This is a genomic window from Cyanobium sp. ATX-6F1 (assembly GCF_047395825.1).
Classification (GTDB): domain Bacteria; phylum Cyanobacteriota; class Cyanobacteriia; order PCC-6307; family Cyanobiaceae; genus ATX-6F1.
Map to the genome: position 1 here is coordinate 507,565 of NZ_JBCEBF010000001.1, position 15,706 is coordinate 523,270.

At 61.5% G+C, this 15,706-nt stretch carries 17 protein-coding genes, 1 tRNA gene and 3 pseudogenes; 17 read left to right on the forward strand and 4 right to left on the reverse strand.

Annotation, left to right across the window (positions count from 1 at the left end; translation table 11 throughout):
- The first annotated feature begins 52 nt into the window (after window positions 1-52).
- The gene (locus AAF143_RS03200; RefSeq protein WP_255009432.1) at window positions 53-901 is read left to right on the forward strand and encodes a universal stress protein; all 849 of its coding nucleotides are present in this window, start codon (window positions 53-55) and stop codon (window positions 899-901) included.
- 26 nt (window positions 902-927) lie between these two features.
- Here AAF143_RS03200 and psbM read toward each other — a convergent pair whose 3' ends face one another.
- Window positions 928-1,032, reverse strand: a complete 105-nt coding sequence (gene psbM, locus AAF143_RS03205) for a photosystem II reaction center protein PsbM (protein WP_254940831.1) — start codon at window positions 1,030-1,032, stop codon at window positions 928-930.
- Between the two features lie 123 nt (window positions 1,033-1,155).
- Window positions 1,156-1,602, reverse strand: coding sequence for a 2Fe-2S iron-sulfur cluster-binding protein (locus AAF143_RS03210; RefSeq protein WP_255009434.1), 447 nt, complete (start codon window positions 1,600-1,602; stop codon window positions 1,156-1,158).
- Between the two features lie 259 nt (window positions 1,603-1,861).
- On the opposite strand from AAF143_RS03210, the pseudogene psbB reads away from it, so the two are divergent.
- The 15 genes and pseudogenes from psbB to AAF143_RS03285 form a co-directional block, all read left to right on the forward strand.
- A pseudogene (psbB, locus tag AAF143_RS03215) lies at window positions 1,862-3,312 on the forward strand (photosystem II chlorophyll-binding protein CP47); the annotation flags it as partial.
- A gap of 132 nt (window positions 3,313-3,444) precedes the next feature.
- Window positions 3,445-3,540 (forward strand): photosystem II reaction center protein T, encoded by a 96-nt coding sequence (locus AAF143_RS03220; RefSeq protein ID WP_010314684.1) that lies wholly within the window; start codon window positions 3,445-3,447, stop codon window positions 3,538-3,540.
- Between the two features lie 242 nt (window positions 3,541-3,782).
- Complete coding sequence (gene nrdR / locus AAF143_RS03225) at window positions 3,783-4,289, forward strand: transcriptional regulator NrdR (RefSeq protein WP_255009438.1); 507 nt, start codon at window positions 3,783-3,785, stop codon at window positions 4,287-4,289.
- Between the two features lie 144 nt (window positions 4,290-4,433).
- Window positions 4,434-5,440, forward strand: a pseudogene (locus tag AAF143_RS03230) (30S ribosomal protein S1).
- A 77-nt stretch (window positions 5,441-5,517) separates the two neighbouring features.
- The gene (locus AAF143_RS03235; protein WP_414026507.1) at window positions 5,518-6,087 is read left to right on the forward strand and encodes an HAD family hydrolase; all 570 of its coding nucleotides are present in this window, start codon (window positions 5,518-5,520) and stop codon (window positions 6,085-6,087) included.
- 26 nt (window positions 6,088-6,113) lie between these two features.
- Window positions 6,114-6,242 (forward strand): hypothetical protein, encoded by a 129-nt coding sequence (locus tag AAF143_RS03240; RefSeq protein ID WP_414026508.1) that lies wholly within the window; start codon window positions 6,114-6,116, stop codon window positions 6,240-6,242.
- A 98-nt stretch (window positions 6,243-6,340) separates the two neighbouring features.
- Window positions 6,341-7,594 carry a methionine adenosyltransferase gene (metK, locus tag AAF143_RS03245; protein WP_255009443.1) on the forward strand — a complete coding sequence of 418 codons (1,254 nt, stop codon included), beginning with the start codon at window positions 6,341-6,343 and terminating at the stop codon, window positions 7,592-7,594.
- Window positions 7,595-7,638: 44 nt separating this feature from the next.
- A pseudogene (locus AAF143_RS03250) lies at window positions 7,639-8,909 on the forward strand (FGGY-family carbohydrate kinase).
- 157 nt (window positions 8,910-9,066) lie between these two features.
- Window positions 9,067-9,348 (forward strand): DUF2470 domain-containing protein, encoded by a 282-nt coding sequence (locus AAF143_RS03255; RefSeq protein ID WP_255009447.1) that lies wholly within the window; start codon window positions 9,067-9,069, stop codon window positions 9,346-9,348.
- Window positions 9,349-9,382: 34 nt separating this feature from the next.
- Window positions 9,383-10,054, forward strand: a complete 672-nt coding sequence (locus AAF143_RS03260) for a ComF family protein (RefSeq protein WP_414026509.1) — start codon at window positions 9,383-9,385, stop codon at window positions 10,052-10,054.
- Between the two features lie 8 nt (window positions 10,055-10,062).
- A tRNA-Phe gene (locus AAF143_RS03265) sits at window positions 10,063-10,135 on the forward strand.
- A gap of 105 nt (window positions 10,136-10,240) precedes the next feature.
- Entirely contained in the window at window positions 10,241-10,534 is a 294-nt protein-coding gene (locus AAF143_RS03270; RefSeq protein WP_255009450.1) for a hypothetical protein, read from the forward strand.
- A gap of 251 nt (window positions 10,535-10,785) precedes the next feature.
- Window positions 10,786-11,376 (forward strand): chromophore lyase CpcT/CpeT, encoded by a 591-nt coding sequence (locus AAF143_RS03275; RefSeq protein ID WP_255009452.1) that lies wholly within the window; start codon window positions 10,786-10,788, stop codon window positions 11,374-11,376.
- 105 nt (window positions 11,377-11,481) lie between these two features.
- Window positions 11,482-12,213: a phycobilisome rod-core linker polypeptide gene (locus AAF143_RS03280; protein WP_255009454.1), complete on the forward strand. Its 732-nt coding sequence runs from the start codon at window positions 11,482-11,484 to the stop codon at window positions 12,211-12,213.
- 65 nt (window positions 12,214-12,278) lie between these two features.
- Window positions 12,279-13,139 carry a hypothetical protein gene (locus AAF143_RS03285; protein WP_255009456.1) on the forward strand — a complete coding sequence of 287 codons (861 nt, stop codon included), beginning with the start codon at window positions 12,279-12,281 and terminating at the stop codon, window positions 13,137-13,139.
- On the opposite strand, the gene AAF143_RS03290 is transcribed toward AAF143_RS03285, so the two are convergent.
- Both AAF143_RS03290 and AAF143_RS03295 read right to left on the reverse strand, forming a co-directional pair.
- Window positions 13,118-14,035 carry an NAD-dependent epimerase/dehydratase family protein gene (locus AAF143_RS03290; protein ID WP_255009458.1) on the reverse strand — a complete coding sequence of 306 codons (918 nt, stop codon included), beginning with the start codon at window positions 14,033-14,035 and terminating at the stop codon, window positions 13,118-13,120. The genes AAF143_RS03285 and AAF143_RS03290 overlap by 22 nt on opposite strands.
- A gap of 663 nt (window positions 14,036-14,698) precedes the next feature.
- On the reverse strand, window positions 14,699-15,115 hold the full coding sequence (locus AAF143_RS03295; RefSeq protein WP_255009459.1) for a hypothetical protein: 417 nt from the start codon (window positions 15,113-15,115) through the stop codon (window positions 14,699-14,701).
- Window positions 15,116-15,229: 114 nt separating this feature from the next.
- Here AAF143_RS03295 and AAF143_RS03300 point away from each other — a divergent pair, with 114 nt between their 5' ends.
- Window positions 15,230-15,703: a hypothetical protein gene (locus tag AAF143_RS03300; protein WP_255009460.1), complete on the forward strand. Its 474-nt coding sequence runs from the start codon at window positions 15,230-15,232 to the stop codon at window positions 15,701-15,703.
- Window positions 15,704-15,706 lie beyond the last annotated feature (3 nt).

The following is a 15,706-nucleotide window of genomic DNA, read 5'->3' on the forward strand; positions in this document are numbered from 1 at the left end:
AACGGCCCACTTGCGTTTCAGCCATAGGCTGCCAAAGAGCGGTGCCAGCCCCATGTTTCGCAATGTTCTGATCGCCGACTCCGGCAAGGGCCACGTTGAAGAAATGGTGCGCATGCTGAGCGCCATCCCGGTGTTTCGGCAAGCCCGACTCAACCTGCTGCACGTGGTGCCCGAGCAGGCGGGCGAGAACTTCCAGGAGCACTGGCAGAACGCCGCCGGCCTGGTGGCCGAGGCCGTGAAACGACTGGGCCTCGACCCGAGCGAGATCAACACGATCATTCGCCAGGGCGACACCAAGCAAACCGTGCTCAAGGTGGCCGATGAGCTGGACAGCGATCTGATCGTGATGGGCTCCAGGGGCCTGGGGCGCCTGCAGTCGATCCTCAGCAACAGCGCCAGCCAATACGTCTTCCAGCTCTCCACACGGCCGATGTTGCTGGTGCGGGACGACCTCTACGTGCGCCACATCAACCGCGTTGCGGTGGCCATCGACGGCACCGGCGTTGGCGATGACGCCCTGCGCCTGGCCTGCGAGCTGGTCAAGGACATCCCCGGCGGCAGCCTCACCGGGATCCACATCACCCGTCAGGACGTGACCCCCTCCCGCGGGGGCAAAACCCCTGCCGATGAGGTGCTGGAGAAGGCGGTCCAGCGGGCCCGCAGCTTCGGCGTGGAGCTCAAGCCCTTGCACCGCAGCGGCGATGTGGGTCGTACCTTCTGCGCCGCGGCCGAGGAACTCAAGGCCGATCTGGTGGTGATCGCCTCCCAGGACCGTCGCCCTCTGGTGGCCAAGGGGCTGGTGGACATCGACCGGCTCCTGGGCAGCTCCGTGAGCGATTACATCCGTGTCCACGCCCCGACGCCCGTGCTGGTGGTGCGCGAACCCGAGGGCCGCCGCTGACGGGGCAGGCCACCCACGGTGGGGAGTCAGCTCTGACGGCTGCTGGTCTGGATGTAAAGAACGATCAGGAAGACGGCTGGCACCAGAACGAACAGCAGGCTGGCGACGAAGCCGAGATCGTTGGTTTCCATTGCTGTTGACCGGAGCAACGGGACCGTATCACCGGCACCAGGGCGCTTTTGGCCCCGCTTCACCGCTCGTTGCGGTTTGGACGGTCAACCCGCATCACGTCCATCGGATTCAGCCACAGCGGGCTAGGCCGATGGGTCGGTGGCTTCGGCGGACTGGGATTCCTCAACCCCCTCCGGCTCGCTCACCTCGGGCCACTCCGTGGGGCCCTCGGCCAACGGAGCCTGGCGGGCCGCCTCCAGACGGGCGGCGCCATCGGCCAGACCCACCTGGGGCCGTGTCAGCACCGTCACCGATTTCAGCACCAGGGTCTGGCAGGCCAGGCGCCAGTCCTGGGGGCGCTTGCGCAGTTTCTGATCCTCCACTGCCGTGCGGTCGCTCAAGGCGCCAGGGGCAGCTTCGGCCACCACACCCACGAAACAGGTGATGCATTGGCCACAGCCGTTGCAGTTGCCGAGCTTGCCCTTGAGCCCGTAGATCTCCACACCCTGGCGCAGGGCCACATCGCGCAGGTTCTCGCCGGGATAACACTCCACCTCAAGGCCCTCACGAACAAAACGGATCACGGGCATGGCGGCAAGGGCAGGCGAACCGACATTCTGAGACCCCAGGTTGCGATTTGTAACCACCACGGCACGGCGCAGTATCCCCGCAGAAAGGCTCCCGCACGGCCATCGCCATCACGTCACGTTTCAGCTGAGGAGATCGGTGGACCTTGGGTGATCGATACCCCCTACCATCGCCAGCACGGATCGATCCTTCCTTCGCGTCGATCGTTCTGCTGTCGTGGCATCCACCACGCAGCCGTTTGTTTCCCCGGACCTAACCCCCATGGGATTGCCCTGGTATCGGGTGCACACGGTCGTCATCAACGACCCGGGCCGCTTGTTGGCCGTGCACCTCATGCACACCGCTCTGGTAGCTGGCTGGGCCGGCTCCATGGCGCTCTACGAGCTCGCGATCTTCGACCCTTCCGACCAGGTCCTCAACCCCATGTGGCGCCAGGGCATGTTCGTCATGCCCTTCATGGCCCGCCTGGGCGTCACCAGCAGCTGGGGGGCTGGAGCGTCACCGGTGAAACCGGCTTGGATCCAGGCTTCTGGAGCTTCGAGGGTGTGGCCGCCGCCCACATCGTTTTCAGCGGCCTGCTTTTCCTGGCCGCCATCTGGCACTGGACCTATTGGGATCTGGAGATCTGGCAGGACCCCCGCACCGGTGAACCAGCCCTCGATCTGCCCAAGATCTTCGGCATCCACCTACTGCTGGCCGGTCTGGCCTGCTTCGGTTTCGGTGCCTTCCACCTCACCGGCGTCTTCGGTCCGGGCATGTGGGTCTCGGATCCCTACGGACTGACCGGTCACCTGGAAGCGGTTCAACCGTCCTGGGGTGCTGAGGGGTTCAACCCCTTCAACCCTGGCGGCATCGTGGCCCACCACATCGCCGCCGGCATCGTCGGGATCATCGCCGGCATCTTCCACATCACCACACGGCCACCGGAGCGGCTTTACAAGGCCCTGCGCATGGGCAACATCGAAACGGTGCTGGCCAGCGCCATTGCCGCCGTGTTCTTTGCCGCCTTCATCGTCGCAGGGACCATGTGGTACGGCGCTGCGGCGACGCCTGTGGAGTTGTTCGGGCCCACCCGCTACCAGTGGGATCAGAGCTACTTCAAAACCGAGATCAACCGCCGCGTTCAGACCGCTCTCGACGGAGGAGCCACCAAGGCCGAGGCCTATGGCGCCATCCCTGAAAAGCTGGCCTTCTACGACTACGTCGGCAACAGCCCCGCCAAAGGCGGCCTGTTCCGGGTTGGTCCGATGGTCAACGGTGACGGCCTCCCCACGGGCTGGCTGGGCCACATCAGTTTCACCGACAAAGCAGGCCGTGACCTTGAGGTCCGCAGGCTGCCCAACTTCTTCGAGAACTTCCCTGTGGTTCTCCTCGATCAAGACGGCATCGTGCGCGCCGACATCCCCTTCCGCCGTTCGGAAGCGAAGTACTCCTTCGAGCAGACCGGTGTAACCGCCACCATCTACGGGGGAGCCCTGGGCGGCCAGACCTTCACCGATCCAGCTGATGTCAAGCGGTTGGCCCGCAAGGCCCTGTTGGGTGAAGCGTTCGAATTCGATCGCGAGCGCTACCACTCCGATGGCACCTTCCGCAGCTCACCGCGCGGCTGGTTCACCTTCGGCCATGCCACCTTCGCGCTGCTGTTCTTCTTCGGCCACATCTGGCACGGAGCACGAACCCTCTACCGCGACGTGTTCGCCGGCATCGATCCCGATCTTGGCGAGCAGGTGGAATTCGGTCTGTTCCAGAAACTGGGCGACCGTTCCACCCGGCGCCTTCCCGAGGGCTACGTGCCCCCGGCCGGCACCACCCTCAGTTGATCGCCAGTTCCTCGAGGTAACCCAATGGAGAGCTTCGCCTACATCTTGATCCTCGCCCTTGCGATCTCGACCCTGTTCTTCGCGATCGCGTTCCGCGATCCCCCGAAGATCGGCAAGTGATCCCTGCTTGAGGATCCCCCCAGCCCCCCGCCTGAGCGAGGGGCTTTTTCATGGCCGCCTGCAGCCCGTCCAACGGCCTCCAAGGCCCCGTTGCCCCTGAAACCTCGCCAGGGCTTGGGCGGGGAGATTCCGCCCTGAAGCGGAGCGTTTGGGCGCCGGAACGACGAAACCCATTGCGGCGGAAGTCTTCTCAATTGGCAAATGTCTGTCTAGAATTGTTGAGCTTGCGCGTTAACCAAGGGATGCAATGTCCCTCCTGCCAACACACCGACAGCCGCGTTCTTGAGTCCCGTTCCGCGGACTCAGGCCGAAGTGTGCGGCGACGGCGCGAATGCCTGAACTGTGAGCACCGGTTCACCACCTACGAACGCGTCGAAACGGTTCCGGTCACGGTGATCAAACGCAATGGCAGCCGCGAAACCTTCAACCGCGCCAAGCTCCTCCATGGCCTGCTGAGGGCTTGCGAGAAGACGGGCCTCGAACCGGCCCGCCTGGAGGGCGTCGTCGATGACATCGAAGTGGTGCTGCAGCAACGCAGCGGCCGGGAGGTGAGCAGCGGTGAGATCGGCGAACTGGTGCTCCAGGAACTCAGCGAGATGAGCGAGGTGGCCTATGTGCGCTTCGCCTCCGTCTACCGCCAGTTCAAAGGCGTCAGCGATTTCGTCGCCACCCTCGAAGGCCTGAGCCGCAGGCCCGGCAAATCCCGCAAGGGCTCATCCAACGGCAACACCCTGGCCGCCGTGGGCTGAAGGCCTGTCTGCTTTGTATAGTCAAACGTTCTGCATGCCCTGTCGGCGGACAGGCGCGCGGATTCCTTCGACCTGCCCTAGGCAGTCCGCCAACGCCCCATGACCCTGACCCCTTCCGACACCAGCACCACGGTCGATCTCGACATGGTGATCGAAGACGCGGCCGATCTCGACCTGGCCTTCACGGAAGAGGTTCCCACCGCCGATGACCCCAGCAGCCGTGCGGCGGCCCGTGACAGCGACGGTGTGGGGTTCACCCGCGACGAATTCGCCGCGCTGCTCAGCAAGTACGACTACAACTTCAAACCCGGCGACGTGGTGAAGGGCACCGTGTTCGCCATGGAGCCCAAGGGCGCCATGATCGACATCGGCGCCAAGACCGCCGCCTTCATGCCGATGCCGGAGGTGTCGATCAACCGGGTCGAGGCCCTCAGCGACGTGCTGCAGCCCGGCGAGGTCCGTGAGTTCTTCATCATGAGTGAGGAGAACGAGGACGGCCAGCTGTCGCTCTCGATTCGCCGCATCGAGTACCAGCGGGCCTGGGAGCGCGTGCGTCAGCTCCAGAAGGAAGACGCCACCATCTACAGCGAAGTGTTCGCCACCAACCGGGGCGGTGCCCTGGTGCGGGTGGAAGGCCTGCGGGGCTTCATCCCCGGCAGCCACATCAGCACCCGCAAGCCCAAGGAAGATCTGGTGGCCGACTTCCTGCCCCTCAAGTTCCTGGAGGTGGACGAAGAGCGCAACCGCCTGGTGCTCAGCCATCGCCGCGCCCTGGTGGAGCGCAAGATGAATCGCCTGGAGGTGGGCGAGGTGGTGATCGGCACCGTCCGCGGCATCAAGCCCTACGGCGCCTTCATCGACATCGGCGGCGTCAGCGGCCTGCTGCACATCTCCGAGATCAGCCACGAGCACATCGAGACCCCCACACGGTGCTCAATGTCAACGATCAGATGAAGGTGATGATCATCGACCTCGACGCCGAGCGCGGTCGGATCTCCCTTTCCACCAAAGCCCTCGAACCCGAACCGGGCGACATGCTCACCGACCCGGCCAAGGTGTTCGAAAAGGCCGAGGAGATGGCCGCCCGCTACAAGCAGATGCTGCTGGAGCAGGCCGAAGAGAACGAGCCCATGGGTGTCACCCTCGACTGACCAGCCGATCCACCTCCCGCACCAACCAATTCCACGCCATGGCGCACCTCCAACTTCGGGGCGTGGATCTAGGTCCAGTGCGAGCTGTGCTGTTCGACAAGGACGGCACCCTCAGCCATAGCGAGCCACTGCTGGTGGAGTTGGGAGCGGCCCGGATTGAGGCGGCCCTGGAACGGGTGTCGATGGAGCGCCAGAGCCCGTTGCGAGATCTCCTGCAGCGCGCCTACGGTCTCAACGATGGCGCGATCGATCCGGCCGGCACAACGGCGGTGGCGTCCAGGGCCCACAATCTGATCTCCACCGCCACGGCCTTCTGCCAGGTGGGCCTGGGCTGGGCGGAGGCTCTCTCCCACAGCGAAGCGGTGTTCGCCCTCAGTGACACCCTGCACGTCCATGGTTCCCGACCCGCCGGCGCCCCCACGGCTGGTTTGGAAAGCCTGTTGACCAGCCTGCAAGCGGCCGGTGTGCGCTGCGGAGTGATCAGCAACGACGAGCGCTCAGGCATTGAGCATTTCCTCGGGTGCCACGGCCTGCAGGATTGTTTCCAGTCGATCTGGAGCGCCGAGCACCGCCCTTGCAAGCCAGATCCAGCGGCCGTTCACGGACTCTGCACCGAACTGGGTGTCGCCCCTCCGACTGCGCCCTGATCGGCGATGCGGACAGTGATCTGTTGATGGCCGCCCTGGCGGGTGTGCCCCTGGTGATCGGCTTTCAAGGCGGCTGGAGCAGCCGCCCATCCCTGAGCGCCCCGCATCTGCCGCTCGAGCGCTGGTCGGAGCTCACAGTTACCAGTGTGTACTGAAGGCCTGGGTTGCCGCTGATCCAGCCAACCAACCTGAGCACACCACGATCCTTGGGCTGGAGATAGGCTCAGACGCTTCCTACCCGATACCGGTCGGCATGAGTCGTTACGTCTTCACCTCCGAGTCGGTGACCGAAGGGCACCCCGACAAGATCTGTGATCAGATCAGTGACGCCGTGCTCGACGCCCTGCTGGCCCAGGATCCCGCCAGCCGGGTGGCCTGCGAGACCGTGGTCAACACGGGGCTCTGCCTGATCACCGGTGAGGTCACCACCCAGGCCCGGGTCGACTTCAACACCCTGGTGCGGGGTGTGATCGAGCAGATCGGCTACAGCAGCGCCCGGGCCGGCGGCTTCGACGCCCACAGCGCCGCCGTGCTGGTGGCCCTCGACCAGCAGTCCCCGGACATTGCCCAGGGGGTCAACGAGGCCGACGACCACGACGGCGACCCCCTCGACAAGGTGGGCGCGGGCGACCAGGGAATCATGTTCGGCTTCGCCTGCGACGAGACCCCCGAGCTGATGCCGCTGCCGATCAGCCTCGCCCACCGACTGGCCCGCCAGCTGGCCCAGGTGCGCCATGACGGCACCCTGGGCTACCTGCTGCCCGACGGCAAGACCCAGGTCAGCGTCGTCTACGAAGACAACAGGCCCATCTCGATTGACACGATCTTGATCTCCACTCAGCACGTGGCCGAGATCGACGGCATCAGCGATGAGAAAGGCTTGCGGGAGCGCATTTCCGCCGACCTCTGGGTGCATGTGGTGGAACCCGCCACTGCCGACATCGATCTCAAACCGGTGAAGGGCAGCACCCGTTTCCTGGTCAACCCCACCGGCAAGTTCGTGGTCGGGGGGCCCCAGGGAGATGCGGGCCTCACCGGCCGCAAGATCATCGTTGACACCTACGGGGGCTATGCCCGCCACGGTGGCGGCGCCTTCTCCGGCAAGGATCCCACCAAGGTGGACCGCTCCGCCGCCTATGCCGCCCGCTACGTGGCCAAGGCCCTGGTGGCCGCCGGCCTGGCCAGCAAGGTGGAGGTGCAGCTCAGCTACGCCATCGGCGTGGCTCGGCCGGTGAGCATCCTTGTGGAGAGCTTCGGCACCGGCGCCCTTGGCAACGAAGACCTCACCGCCCTGGTTCAGGAACACTTTGACCTGCGCCCCGGGGCGATCATCGCCACCTTCGGCCTGCGCGATCTGCCCCAGCAACGTGGTGGCCGCTTCTATCAGGATGTGGCGGCCTACGGCCACTTCGGACGCCGCGATTTGGATCTGCCCTGGGAGAACGTGGACACCATCGCCGCCAGCTTGAAACAGGCCACGGCCAGCCGGGTGGGCGCTTCCGCCTGAGTCCGCCCGCCCCGGTGGGGGCCTCCCAGGAACCCAGCCCCGATCTGGCCCTGGGCATCGACCTGGGCAGCAGCGGGCTACGGCTGGCCCTGATCGATGCCCAGGGCACCCTGCTGCGCGAACGCAGCGGCGGCTACCCGCTGCCGTTCGAGCAACCCGAAGGCTGGCGCCAAGGGTTGGTGGAGCTGATCGGAACCCTCGAGGAGCCCCTGCGGGCCAGGGTTGGTGCCATCGCCGTCGATGGCACCTCCGGAACCCTGCTGCTCTGCGGCCCTGATGGCAGCACCCGTGGGCCGGCTCTCCCGTACCACCGGGCCTGCGCTGAGCAGGCCGAGGTCCTGGCGTCGCTGGTGTCCGCCGGCAGCCCCGCCGCCAGCGCCAGTGGCAGCCTGGCGCGAGCCTTGAACCTGCTCGGCCGGGAAGGGGCCCTCGATGGCTCCCAACACCTTTTGTTGCGCCATCAGGCCGACTGGCTGATGGGCTGGCTGCTGGGCCACTGGCGTTGGGGCGAAGAAGGCAACAACCTCCGCCTCGGCTGGGATCTGCAGCGCGAGTCCTGGGCGGGCCGAATCGAGCAGCAACCCTGGAGCAGCGCCCTGCCCGAGGTCGTGCCCAGTGGCACCGCCTTGGGGCCCCTGGGCCCTGTGGCATCCGAGCAGCTGGGGCTGCCAGAGACCTGCCAGGTGGTGAGCGGCACGACCGATGCCAATGCGGCTGTGCTGGCCGCCGGCCACGGCCCCGGTGATGGGGTGAGCGTCCTGGGCACCACCTTGGTGCTCAAGCGCTTCGTGGACGCCCCCTGGAAGGCCCCGGGCTCACCAACCACCGCGTGGGCGGCCGCTGGCTGGTGGGTGGGGCCTCCAATGCCGGTGCCGGCATCCTGCGGCGGTTCTTCACGTCAGAGCAGATCGAACAGCTCAGCCGCCAGATCGATCCCCGCCGCCCCTCGGGCCTGCGGCTACGACCCCTACCCGCCCCCGGCGAGCGCTTCCCCGTGGACGACCCCCAGCTGGAGCCCGTGCTGGAGCCCAGGCCGATCAGCGATGCCCTCTATCTCCAGGCCCTGCTGGAGGGACTGACCGCGATCGAGGCCCAGGGCTGGCGGCGACTGGCGGAGCTGGGGGCCCCGCCGCTGGAGCGGGTGATCAGCCTGGGGGGCGGCGCCCGCAACCCCCAATGGCGCCTGCTGCGTCAGCGAGCCCTGGGGATCCCTGTGCTCAACCGCCCCGGGCTGGCCCCCGCCCTCGGCACAGCCCGCCTGGCCCTGGGAGGGTGGAGGATGGGCCCTTCCTTATTGCCGCAGCGAAGACCATGAACGAACGGTTGCGCACGGTTCTGTCCATGGGTTTGTTCCTGGTGCTGGCCGGCTATGTGGGTTTCAGCGCCCTGCGGCTGGGCCTGCTGCTCTGGCAGCGTTTCGGCGCCGGCTGAACACCACGCCTCAGAATTGTCACCAGCCCCCACCCCTCCCCATGGCCGCCGATCCCCTCACCGCCAGCGTCAGCGATCGCATCTGCCGTCACATGAATGCCGACCACGCCGAGGCGGTGGCCGACTTCGCCCGGCACTACGGCGGCGTCGAAGCCTCCGAGGGCGCCGTGATGACGCGGGTGACCCCGGAGGCGATGGTGCTGGAGGTGGCTGGATCGCGCGTGTCGGTGCCGTTCGATCACACCCTCAGCGACAGCGACGACGCCCACCGCACCTTGGTGGCGATGCTGCGGGCCCTGCCCGCCAAGGGCGGGGAATCCTGAGCGGGTCCCACCCACGCCTTCGGGCGATGCTGCCGTGCTGGCTCAGCTGCTTCAGGGTTGCCTCAATCTGATCATCACCCCCTGCTGCCCCCTCTGTCAGAACCCCCTTGAGCCGGTTGCTTCCGGCCCAGGCCCCTGTGGAGCCTGCCTGCAGCGGCTGAGCCTGCCTCCTGAGGGGCTGCAGGGACATGAACCACTCCCCTGGTGGAGCCTCGGGTTCTATGAGGGCCAACTGCGACGGCTGCTGTTACGCCAGCGGAAGAATCCCTCCCCCGTGGTGATCGCCAGCTTGAGCGAGCGCCTGGCCGAGCCCTGGGCAACAAGCCCGCTCCGCCCCCTGGTGGTGGCGATCCCGAGCTGGAAACGGCAGGGCAACCCCTTGCCCGGCCTGATCAGCCGCAGCCTGGGGTTCGAGCAGGTCACACCGCTGGAGCGGGCCAGGCCCACCCTGGGGCAACACCACCTGGGGAAGCAGCTGCGGGCCCTCAACCAGGACGGGGCGTTCCGCTGCCGACCTGGCGCCGAGCGGCCCGGTCCACTGCTGCGGAGACGTCCGCTGCTGATCGTCGACGACATCCTCACCACGGGGGCCACCGCCTGCGCCGCCGCCACAGCACTGCGTTCGGCCGGTTATCGGGTCGAGGGGTTGCTGTGCCTGGCCCACACCGCCGAGAAAGGTCGTGATCTAAGATCTGCCCGTCGCTGACGCGGCAGGCCGGGATAGCTCAGTTGGTAGAGCAGGCGATTGAAAATCGCCGTGTCCCCAGTTCAAATCTGGGTCCTGGCATTCTTCGATAACAACACGGAGCCATCATCAGTAACGGACCCTTCCGACGGCAGATCATTGTCTCGTTCGTTTCCATGCATGAGGCCCGCCCTAGACCAAGGGACCATGACAAACGGATATGGTCGTGTTCTGGACTCACAAAGATTGCTTCAACATTCCACGATGCGAACGCCTCCCGATCACCCGCTCAATCAGCAGTTCAACAATGCCGACAGCTACGCAATGGCCTTCGATGCCGCCTGGGAAAAGCTCAATCAACAGACAGCAACCGAAGCCCCAAATCGTGAGGCCAGGCTGCAGCAAGCCATTGACGACCTCAGTGACCATCCATTCGCACTCAGCCAGCCTGAGCTGGCACTCCAGGTTGCCACCTTCCGATTGCGACTGCTGGGTCGCTGAGACACAGTTCTCTAACTCCACAGCTTGGGAGCATCAGTCAGGCGAACCGAAAACCCAACCTTGCTGACTGGCCAACTCCCATCCCGATGGGTCGTCAGCCGCTCACCGAACACAGCCCTCAAAGGCAAGAACAAGGCATCAAGCAACCAGGAAAGCAAGTGTGCATCAATCTACATGAAAAGTAACAGTACGTTGCCTCGGCCTGGCATAATCAAGCCAGAAGAGGCGAAGGATAGACATAAGATCATCCTATGATTAGTTCATCTGGTCGTCTGCTACTGCAGCTCTCGGCGAGCTTTAGCAATCAACGCCAGGCCTTTGCCAACCCGCCTCTGTATGGACACATACTGGTTCGATTCCGGCCCTTGCCTCAGCTGATGCCCGGTTCACTGTTGCTGGAGCAGGCCTACGCCGTCTCTCCATTGCAGCCCTATCGCATACGCGTGCTCACGGTTCAAGCTGATCGCCGTGGCCTTGTGATCATCAATCATGCGATTCGAAACTCCAGACGCTTCTGGGGTGCTGTGGAAGATCCTTGCACACGAGCCTTGATCGAGATGGATGACCTCGAACAATTGGATGGCTGCACCTATATCGTGCAGGAACAGAATGACGGCTTCTTCGGGGAAGTTGAGCCCGGCTGCCGCTGCATCGTTGAACGCCAGGGGGAATCGGCCTATCTAGTGAGCAGCTTCCAGTTGGATGCCCAGAGCATGCAAACCGTAGATCGCGGCCATCATCCCCAAACCCATGAGCAGGTTTGGGGATCGCTTGCAGGGCCTTTCGTCTTTGAACGTGTTGCCGACTTCAGCCATGAGCTGCCCGAAGCCTGGCTGGCCTGATGAGAGAAGCCCGTGGCGCTGGTAAAGCTATGTGAGGATTTCGGCCATTTGCTTTCAAACATTAGTTGAAATACTTACTATTTGCACAGAAAATTTCTGACCAGAATGGGCATTCCGCTGCTTTCATACGAACTCACAACCCAGAATGCCCGAGTGCCTTCATTTTCAATTGGAAATGATGAGTCGGCACGCATTAACTCCAGCTCAACAGAAAAGATTGAGAGTGCCTACCGTCAGATCTTTTTCCACGCCATGAGCATTGATCGTGACCCTCTACTGGAGTCACAGTTTACCAATGGGCAGATCCAAGCCCGCGACTTCGTCCGCGGACTCCTCCTATCCAAACGATTTCGAGATGATTTTTACCAGTGCAACAGTAATTACCGCATTGTAGAGCATGTTATTGGAAGGGTTTTGGGCAGGAACACCTTCGGCATCAATGAACAAATGGCCTGGTCTGTTGTGATTGCAACCAAAGGATTTCAGGGATTTATAGACGCTCTTCTTGATTCACGAGAATATCTTGATGCGTATGGATACGACGAGATCCCCTTCCAACGCTCCAGATCACTACCAGGCAGGAAATCGGGCGAACTACCATTCAACCAGCAAGCGCCACGCTATGGAGCCTACTGGAGAGATGTTACCTATCTGAGAGTACCCTCGACAACTCGCATCGATGGGGAGATCTCAGCAGCGTGGGTGAATGGACAACCACCAAAATTTGCTTTGCGCATCTGGCTGGCCCTAATAGCAGTTGGCAGCCTCGAAATCATTCGAATCTTGCTCACAATTGCTGGATCGATGCTGAGCACCGGAGGAAATGCCGGGAACTGACACTACATATTTTTGGAGGCCTAGATCCTTAGATTCGTGCAATAAGCGGCCCTTCCGTTGAGGCCATGAAGGACCACCTTCCGCACAAGATCTCCATGGCAAGCACAGCGAACCAGAGAAGCGCAGGCGTGGATCGTCAGTGGGATCTGATGCGGAGCAGCTTTGATGGCGACTGGAAGGGGGTGACCACCTGGTATGGGCGCAACGGCGCTGAGATGGATCTCAGCCATGGAGTATCGGATCCCGCAGGTTCGATCTATTCCATACGTTTTTCCGATGACAACACTGGCGTTTGGCATGGCACAGGCTTGCGATTCGCTCCAGGTGGTGAACGCCAATTCCCCCTCAATCGCCATAACTACAATCTAGGAGACCATTGCTGGCATTTCCCTGATACGGCCGGTCAATCCAGCCTTGATATGGACGCAAGCAGCGGGAGCGCTGGCCATGAAGTGAATTTCTTCACGTCCCGCTCCCGATCCATGCTCGTTGCCCTTTATCAACGTGAGGAGGATCACAGCATGATCCTGGATTCCATCGCAGCGACGGCATTTCGCTGCCAGCGGACCACTGCCGATCCCGTTCGGGACGTCACAGAGACACGGCACCATCTCCTTCAGACCATCACAGGCTGGACAGGGATGGAGCAGGAGTTACGTCCCGGCCAATGGCCGGAACACACGCCGCCGAGCCTGCCAGTCGCTGCATTCGATGCCAGCAACTTTCTAAAACATGAAGTGAACGGTTATTTTGCCGATAAACTGATCTGCAGCTTACCGGCGCATTTGCCCCAGGGGCCATTTGATCTACATTTTGGCTGCCTGGTCACCCCAAACAGCTTTGTGCATCTAATTATTGAATACGATCAAGCTCACCATCTCACTCGCTGGGTTGAACGCCGCTATCAACCCACCATCAATGGCTGAGTGAACGAGAAGCCCAGCTCCTTGAGCTTGGCATTGCTTACTTTTGCATTGAGCACACGATCGGTTGTATCCACCGAAAGCCATTTTGCCAGCGGCAGGCCCGCTTGCTCGCACAGGCGATCGGTGAGTTCTTGCCCGCTGCACTGGGTATCATTCACCAGGTTGTAGGTATCGTTAAGGTTGTGTTCAAAAGCAAACGACACTCCGCGAACGATGTCATCGCGATGAATCCAGCAAGGCACATTCTGACCATTGCGTTGCACAAGGCCCCCAGCTGCAGAAAGGAGCATGGCAGGAATGTCACGGCCCGGACCATAGATACCGCCCAAGCGCAAAATGCAAACCTTGATCTGGTCTGAGCGCAAGGACTGGATCATCTCTTCAGCTAATGAAAGCACCTCGTTGACGGGGTGTTGCGTATCAAGCGGCGCAGCTTCATCGGTTAAGGCTCCTCCACGATTGCCATAGACACCACAGCTACTGAGATGCACTAGCTGTAACGGGGTGCTGTCAACTCGTCGCTCCAGTGCATCAATCAAGCACTGGATTCCTCCAAGAAAAGTTTGTCGGTATTGATTCACATCAACTTGAGAACTCCTCGATGGAGCGAATGACACCAGAATCCCATCAAGGTCTTTAACAAAATCGAGGCTGCTGCGGGAATCCGAAGAATCAAAGACCACCGGGGAGTCGACAAGCTCAGCAAGCTGAACCAGGCGTTGGTGGCGTGTGGTGGTTCCCCACAGCCCATGGCCCTCTTGCTTCCAAGCCTTGGCGACAGCTTCACCCACATAGCCACAGCCAAGGATCGCGCGCTGTTCGCCTGAAGGCAGGATGGGGCGCTGCTCTTTGGCAAGCAGCCGATAGAGCGAGGATAGGTCGGGGGAGGCTGTCACAGGAGTCATTACGTTTCGTAAACATTAGCTCACGGAACGTTGCAGTGTGTGTCGGTTTCTACCGTTCACCTCGATCAAAGGGCTTTTGGGCTCCGCCTCGCGTAGAAGGTGACCTGAAGCGCGCTATTCCAATGCCCAACTACCGGATCACAGCGGAGGGGTTGGAGGATTTGCAGGTGGCCTGCTCAGGTTGCAGTGGTGACGCCCTCGCTCTCGCCCTAAGCGAACGCGGCATGGTGCGCTACACCGCAAATCGGCGCAGCGAGGACGGCCTCCATTGGTGGTTTCAAGTGTCCTTCAGTCCCGTAGCTGGAGGCAGTGAAGATCGGACCGTCACCAAGGAGATCAGAGTCGATCGAATCGACGCTTGATGTTCTGACTGACATCACGCGCACCCTCAGCAGGTTGGAGGCATTCCAAAACACGGCACTACGTCACTGCGCCGACATACTCGATTACGACATTGCGCTCAACCTTGTACCCCGCTCTAAGTATATCTGCACCCACTCCCACACCACCATCATCCCCTCCGGCAGTTCCTCTCAGGCTTTACCTGCACCCTCCACATGCACCAGCACACGATTCCAACCGGTCCCATAGAGAACTGATCTCCCATCACTAAAGTCAAGCCAGGCTGGTGTACGTCTTGCGCTATTCAATCAATTAGGCTGCGAGGAAATCCTGCGAGACATCCTGGACTTCTTCGTAATCAATCCCAAGTTCTTGGTTTTCGTCATCAATGAATTCAGATGACTCGAATGAAAGTTCAATAGTTTTTGAACCAGGCAAATGGCGATGAGGAGCCTCGGCTTGGCTTGATGCGCCTAAATTGACGCTTGACTCATGATCATTGAAAATTAAATAGCTTGCAAGGCTTTCAACAATGACGTCGGCATCATTTAATGCTGTTTCACTTGCCTGGAAAGCTGAATCACTGATGCCTTTCATAGTATCATTATCCAGCAAAATGGTTAGTTTTACTAGACGCGACTCTGCTTCTAAAAGGCGTAAAAGCAAGGTCTCACACACTTGACTCAAGGCCTTGACCTGCTCTGCAAGCCTCTGTTGAAAAGGGTCCACGGGGTTGAACGCGGATTCACTCTTAAATGCTACCGTAATTTGGTCACAGGTCCAGCCCCTACCGCTTAGAGTAAGGAGTTCATCCACAAGCCCGGCTGATCAGAGAGCAGACCCATGGCTAAACCCATTGAACAGCGTTCTGTTGACGAGCAACAGAGACGGCTAACAACACTTCTTACCGAGCACTGGGGCGAAAGACTGGAGATCAAGTCAAATCAAGCCCAACTAGTTCTAAGCCTTGAGCCTGATATCCAAGCCACATGGCAATCAGAGGCAGAAAGCCTTGAGCTAAACTCAGATACGAACATCGTATTTGCTTCCGAACAAAATATAAACGGACAACATTTCACCCTCACATACATTGTTGGTGCAGCCCTGAAGGTGGCTGGCGCGCATAGTCCGGATGAACTCTATGAATTACTACTTGGAATAGGCGTTGATTCTAGCCATGCGGCACTGGCAGCGGACAATTGCGAAGGACTGAACCTAGGAATGGCTTGGTCATTTTATCGAGATCGCCACAACCTATTGGTTGCCGTACCACTTATGAATTATGGATTTGCGAAGAGCCTAAACCGCAACCAATAGCCT

Bases quoted from the DNA above. Each gene is read 5' to 3' on its own strand.
- AAF143_RS03200 (WP_255009432.1), top strand. From the start codon at position 53: ATGTTTCGCAATGTTCTGATCGCCGACTCCGGCAAGGGCCACGTTGAA.
- psbM (WP_254940831.1), bottom strand. From the start codon at position 1,032: ATGGAAACCAACGATCTCGGCTTCGTCGCCAGCCTGCTGTTCGTTCTG.
- AAF143_RS03210 (WP_255009434.1), bottom strand. From the start codon at position 1,602: ATGCCCGTGATCCGTTTTGTTCGTGAGGGCCTTGAGGTGGAGTGTTAT.
- AAF143_RS03220 (WP_010314684.1), top strand. From the start codon at position 3,445: ATGGAGAGCTTCGCCTACATCTTGATCCTCGCCCTTGCGATCTCGACC.
- nrdR (WP_255009438.1), top strand. From the start codon at position 3,783: ATGCAATGTCCCTCCTGCCAACACACCGACAGCCGCGTTCTTGAGTCC.
- AAF143_RS03240 (WP_414026508.1), top strand. From the start codon at position 6,114: ATGGCCGCCCTGGCGGGTGTGCCCCTGGTGATCGGCTTTCAAGGCGGC.
- metK (WP_255009443.1), top strand. From the start codon at position 6,341: ATGAGTCGTTACGTCTTCACCTCCGAGTCGGTGACCGAAGGGCACCCC.
- AAF143_RS03255 (WP_255009447.1), top strand. From the start codon at position 9,067: ATGGCCGCCGATCCCCTCACCGCCAGCGTCAGCGATCGCATCTGCCGT.
- AAF143_RS03270 (WP_255009450.1), top strand. From the start codon at position 10,241: ATGACAAACGGATATGGTCGTGTTCTGGACTCACAAAGATTGCTTCAA.
- AAF143_RS03275 (WP_255009452.1), top strand. From the start codon at position 10,786: ATGATTAGTTCATCTGGTCGTCTGCTACTGCAGCTCTCGGCGAGCTTT.
- AAF143_RS03280 (WP_255009454.1), top strand. From the start codon at position 11,482: ATGGGCATTCCGCTGCTTTCATACGAACTCACAACCCAGAATGCCCGA.
- AAF143_RS03285 (WP_255009456.1), top strand. From the start codon at position 12,279: ATGAAGGACCACCTTCCGCACAAGATCTCCATGGCAAGCACAGCGAAC.
- AAF143_RS03300 (WP_255009460.1), top strand. From the start codon at position 15,230: ATGGCTAAACCCATTGAACAGCGTTCTGTTGACGAGCAACAGAGACGG.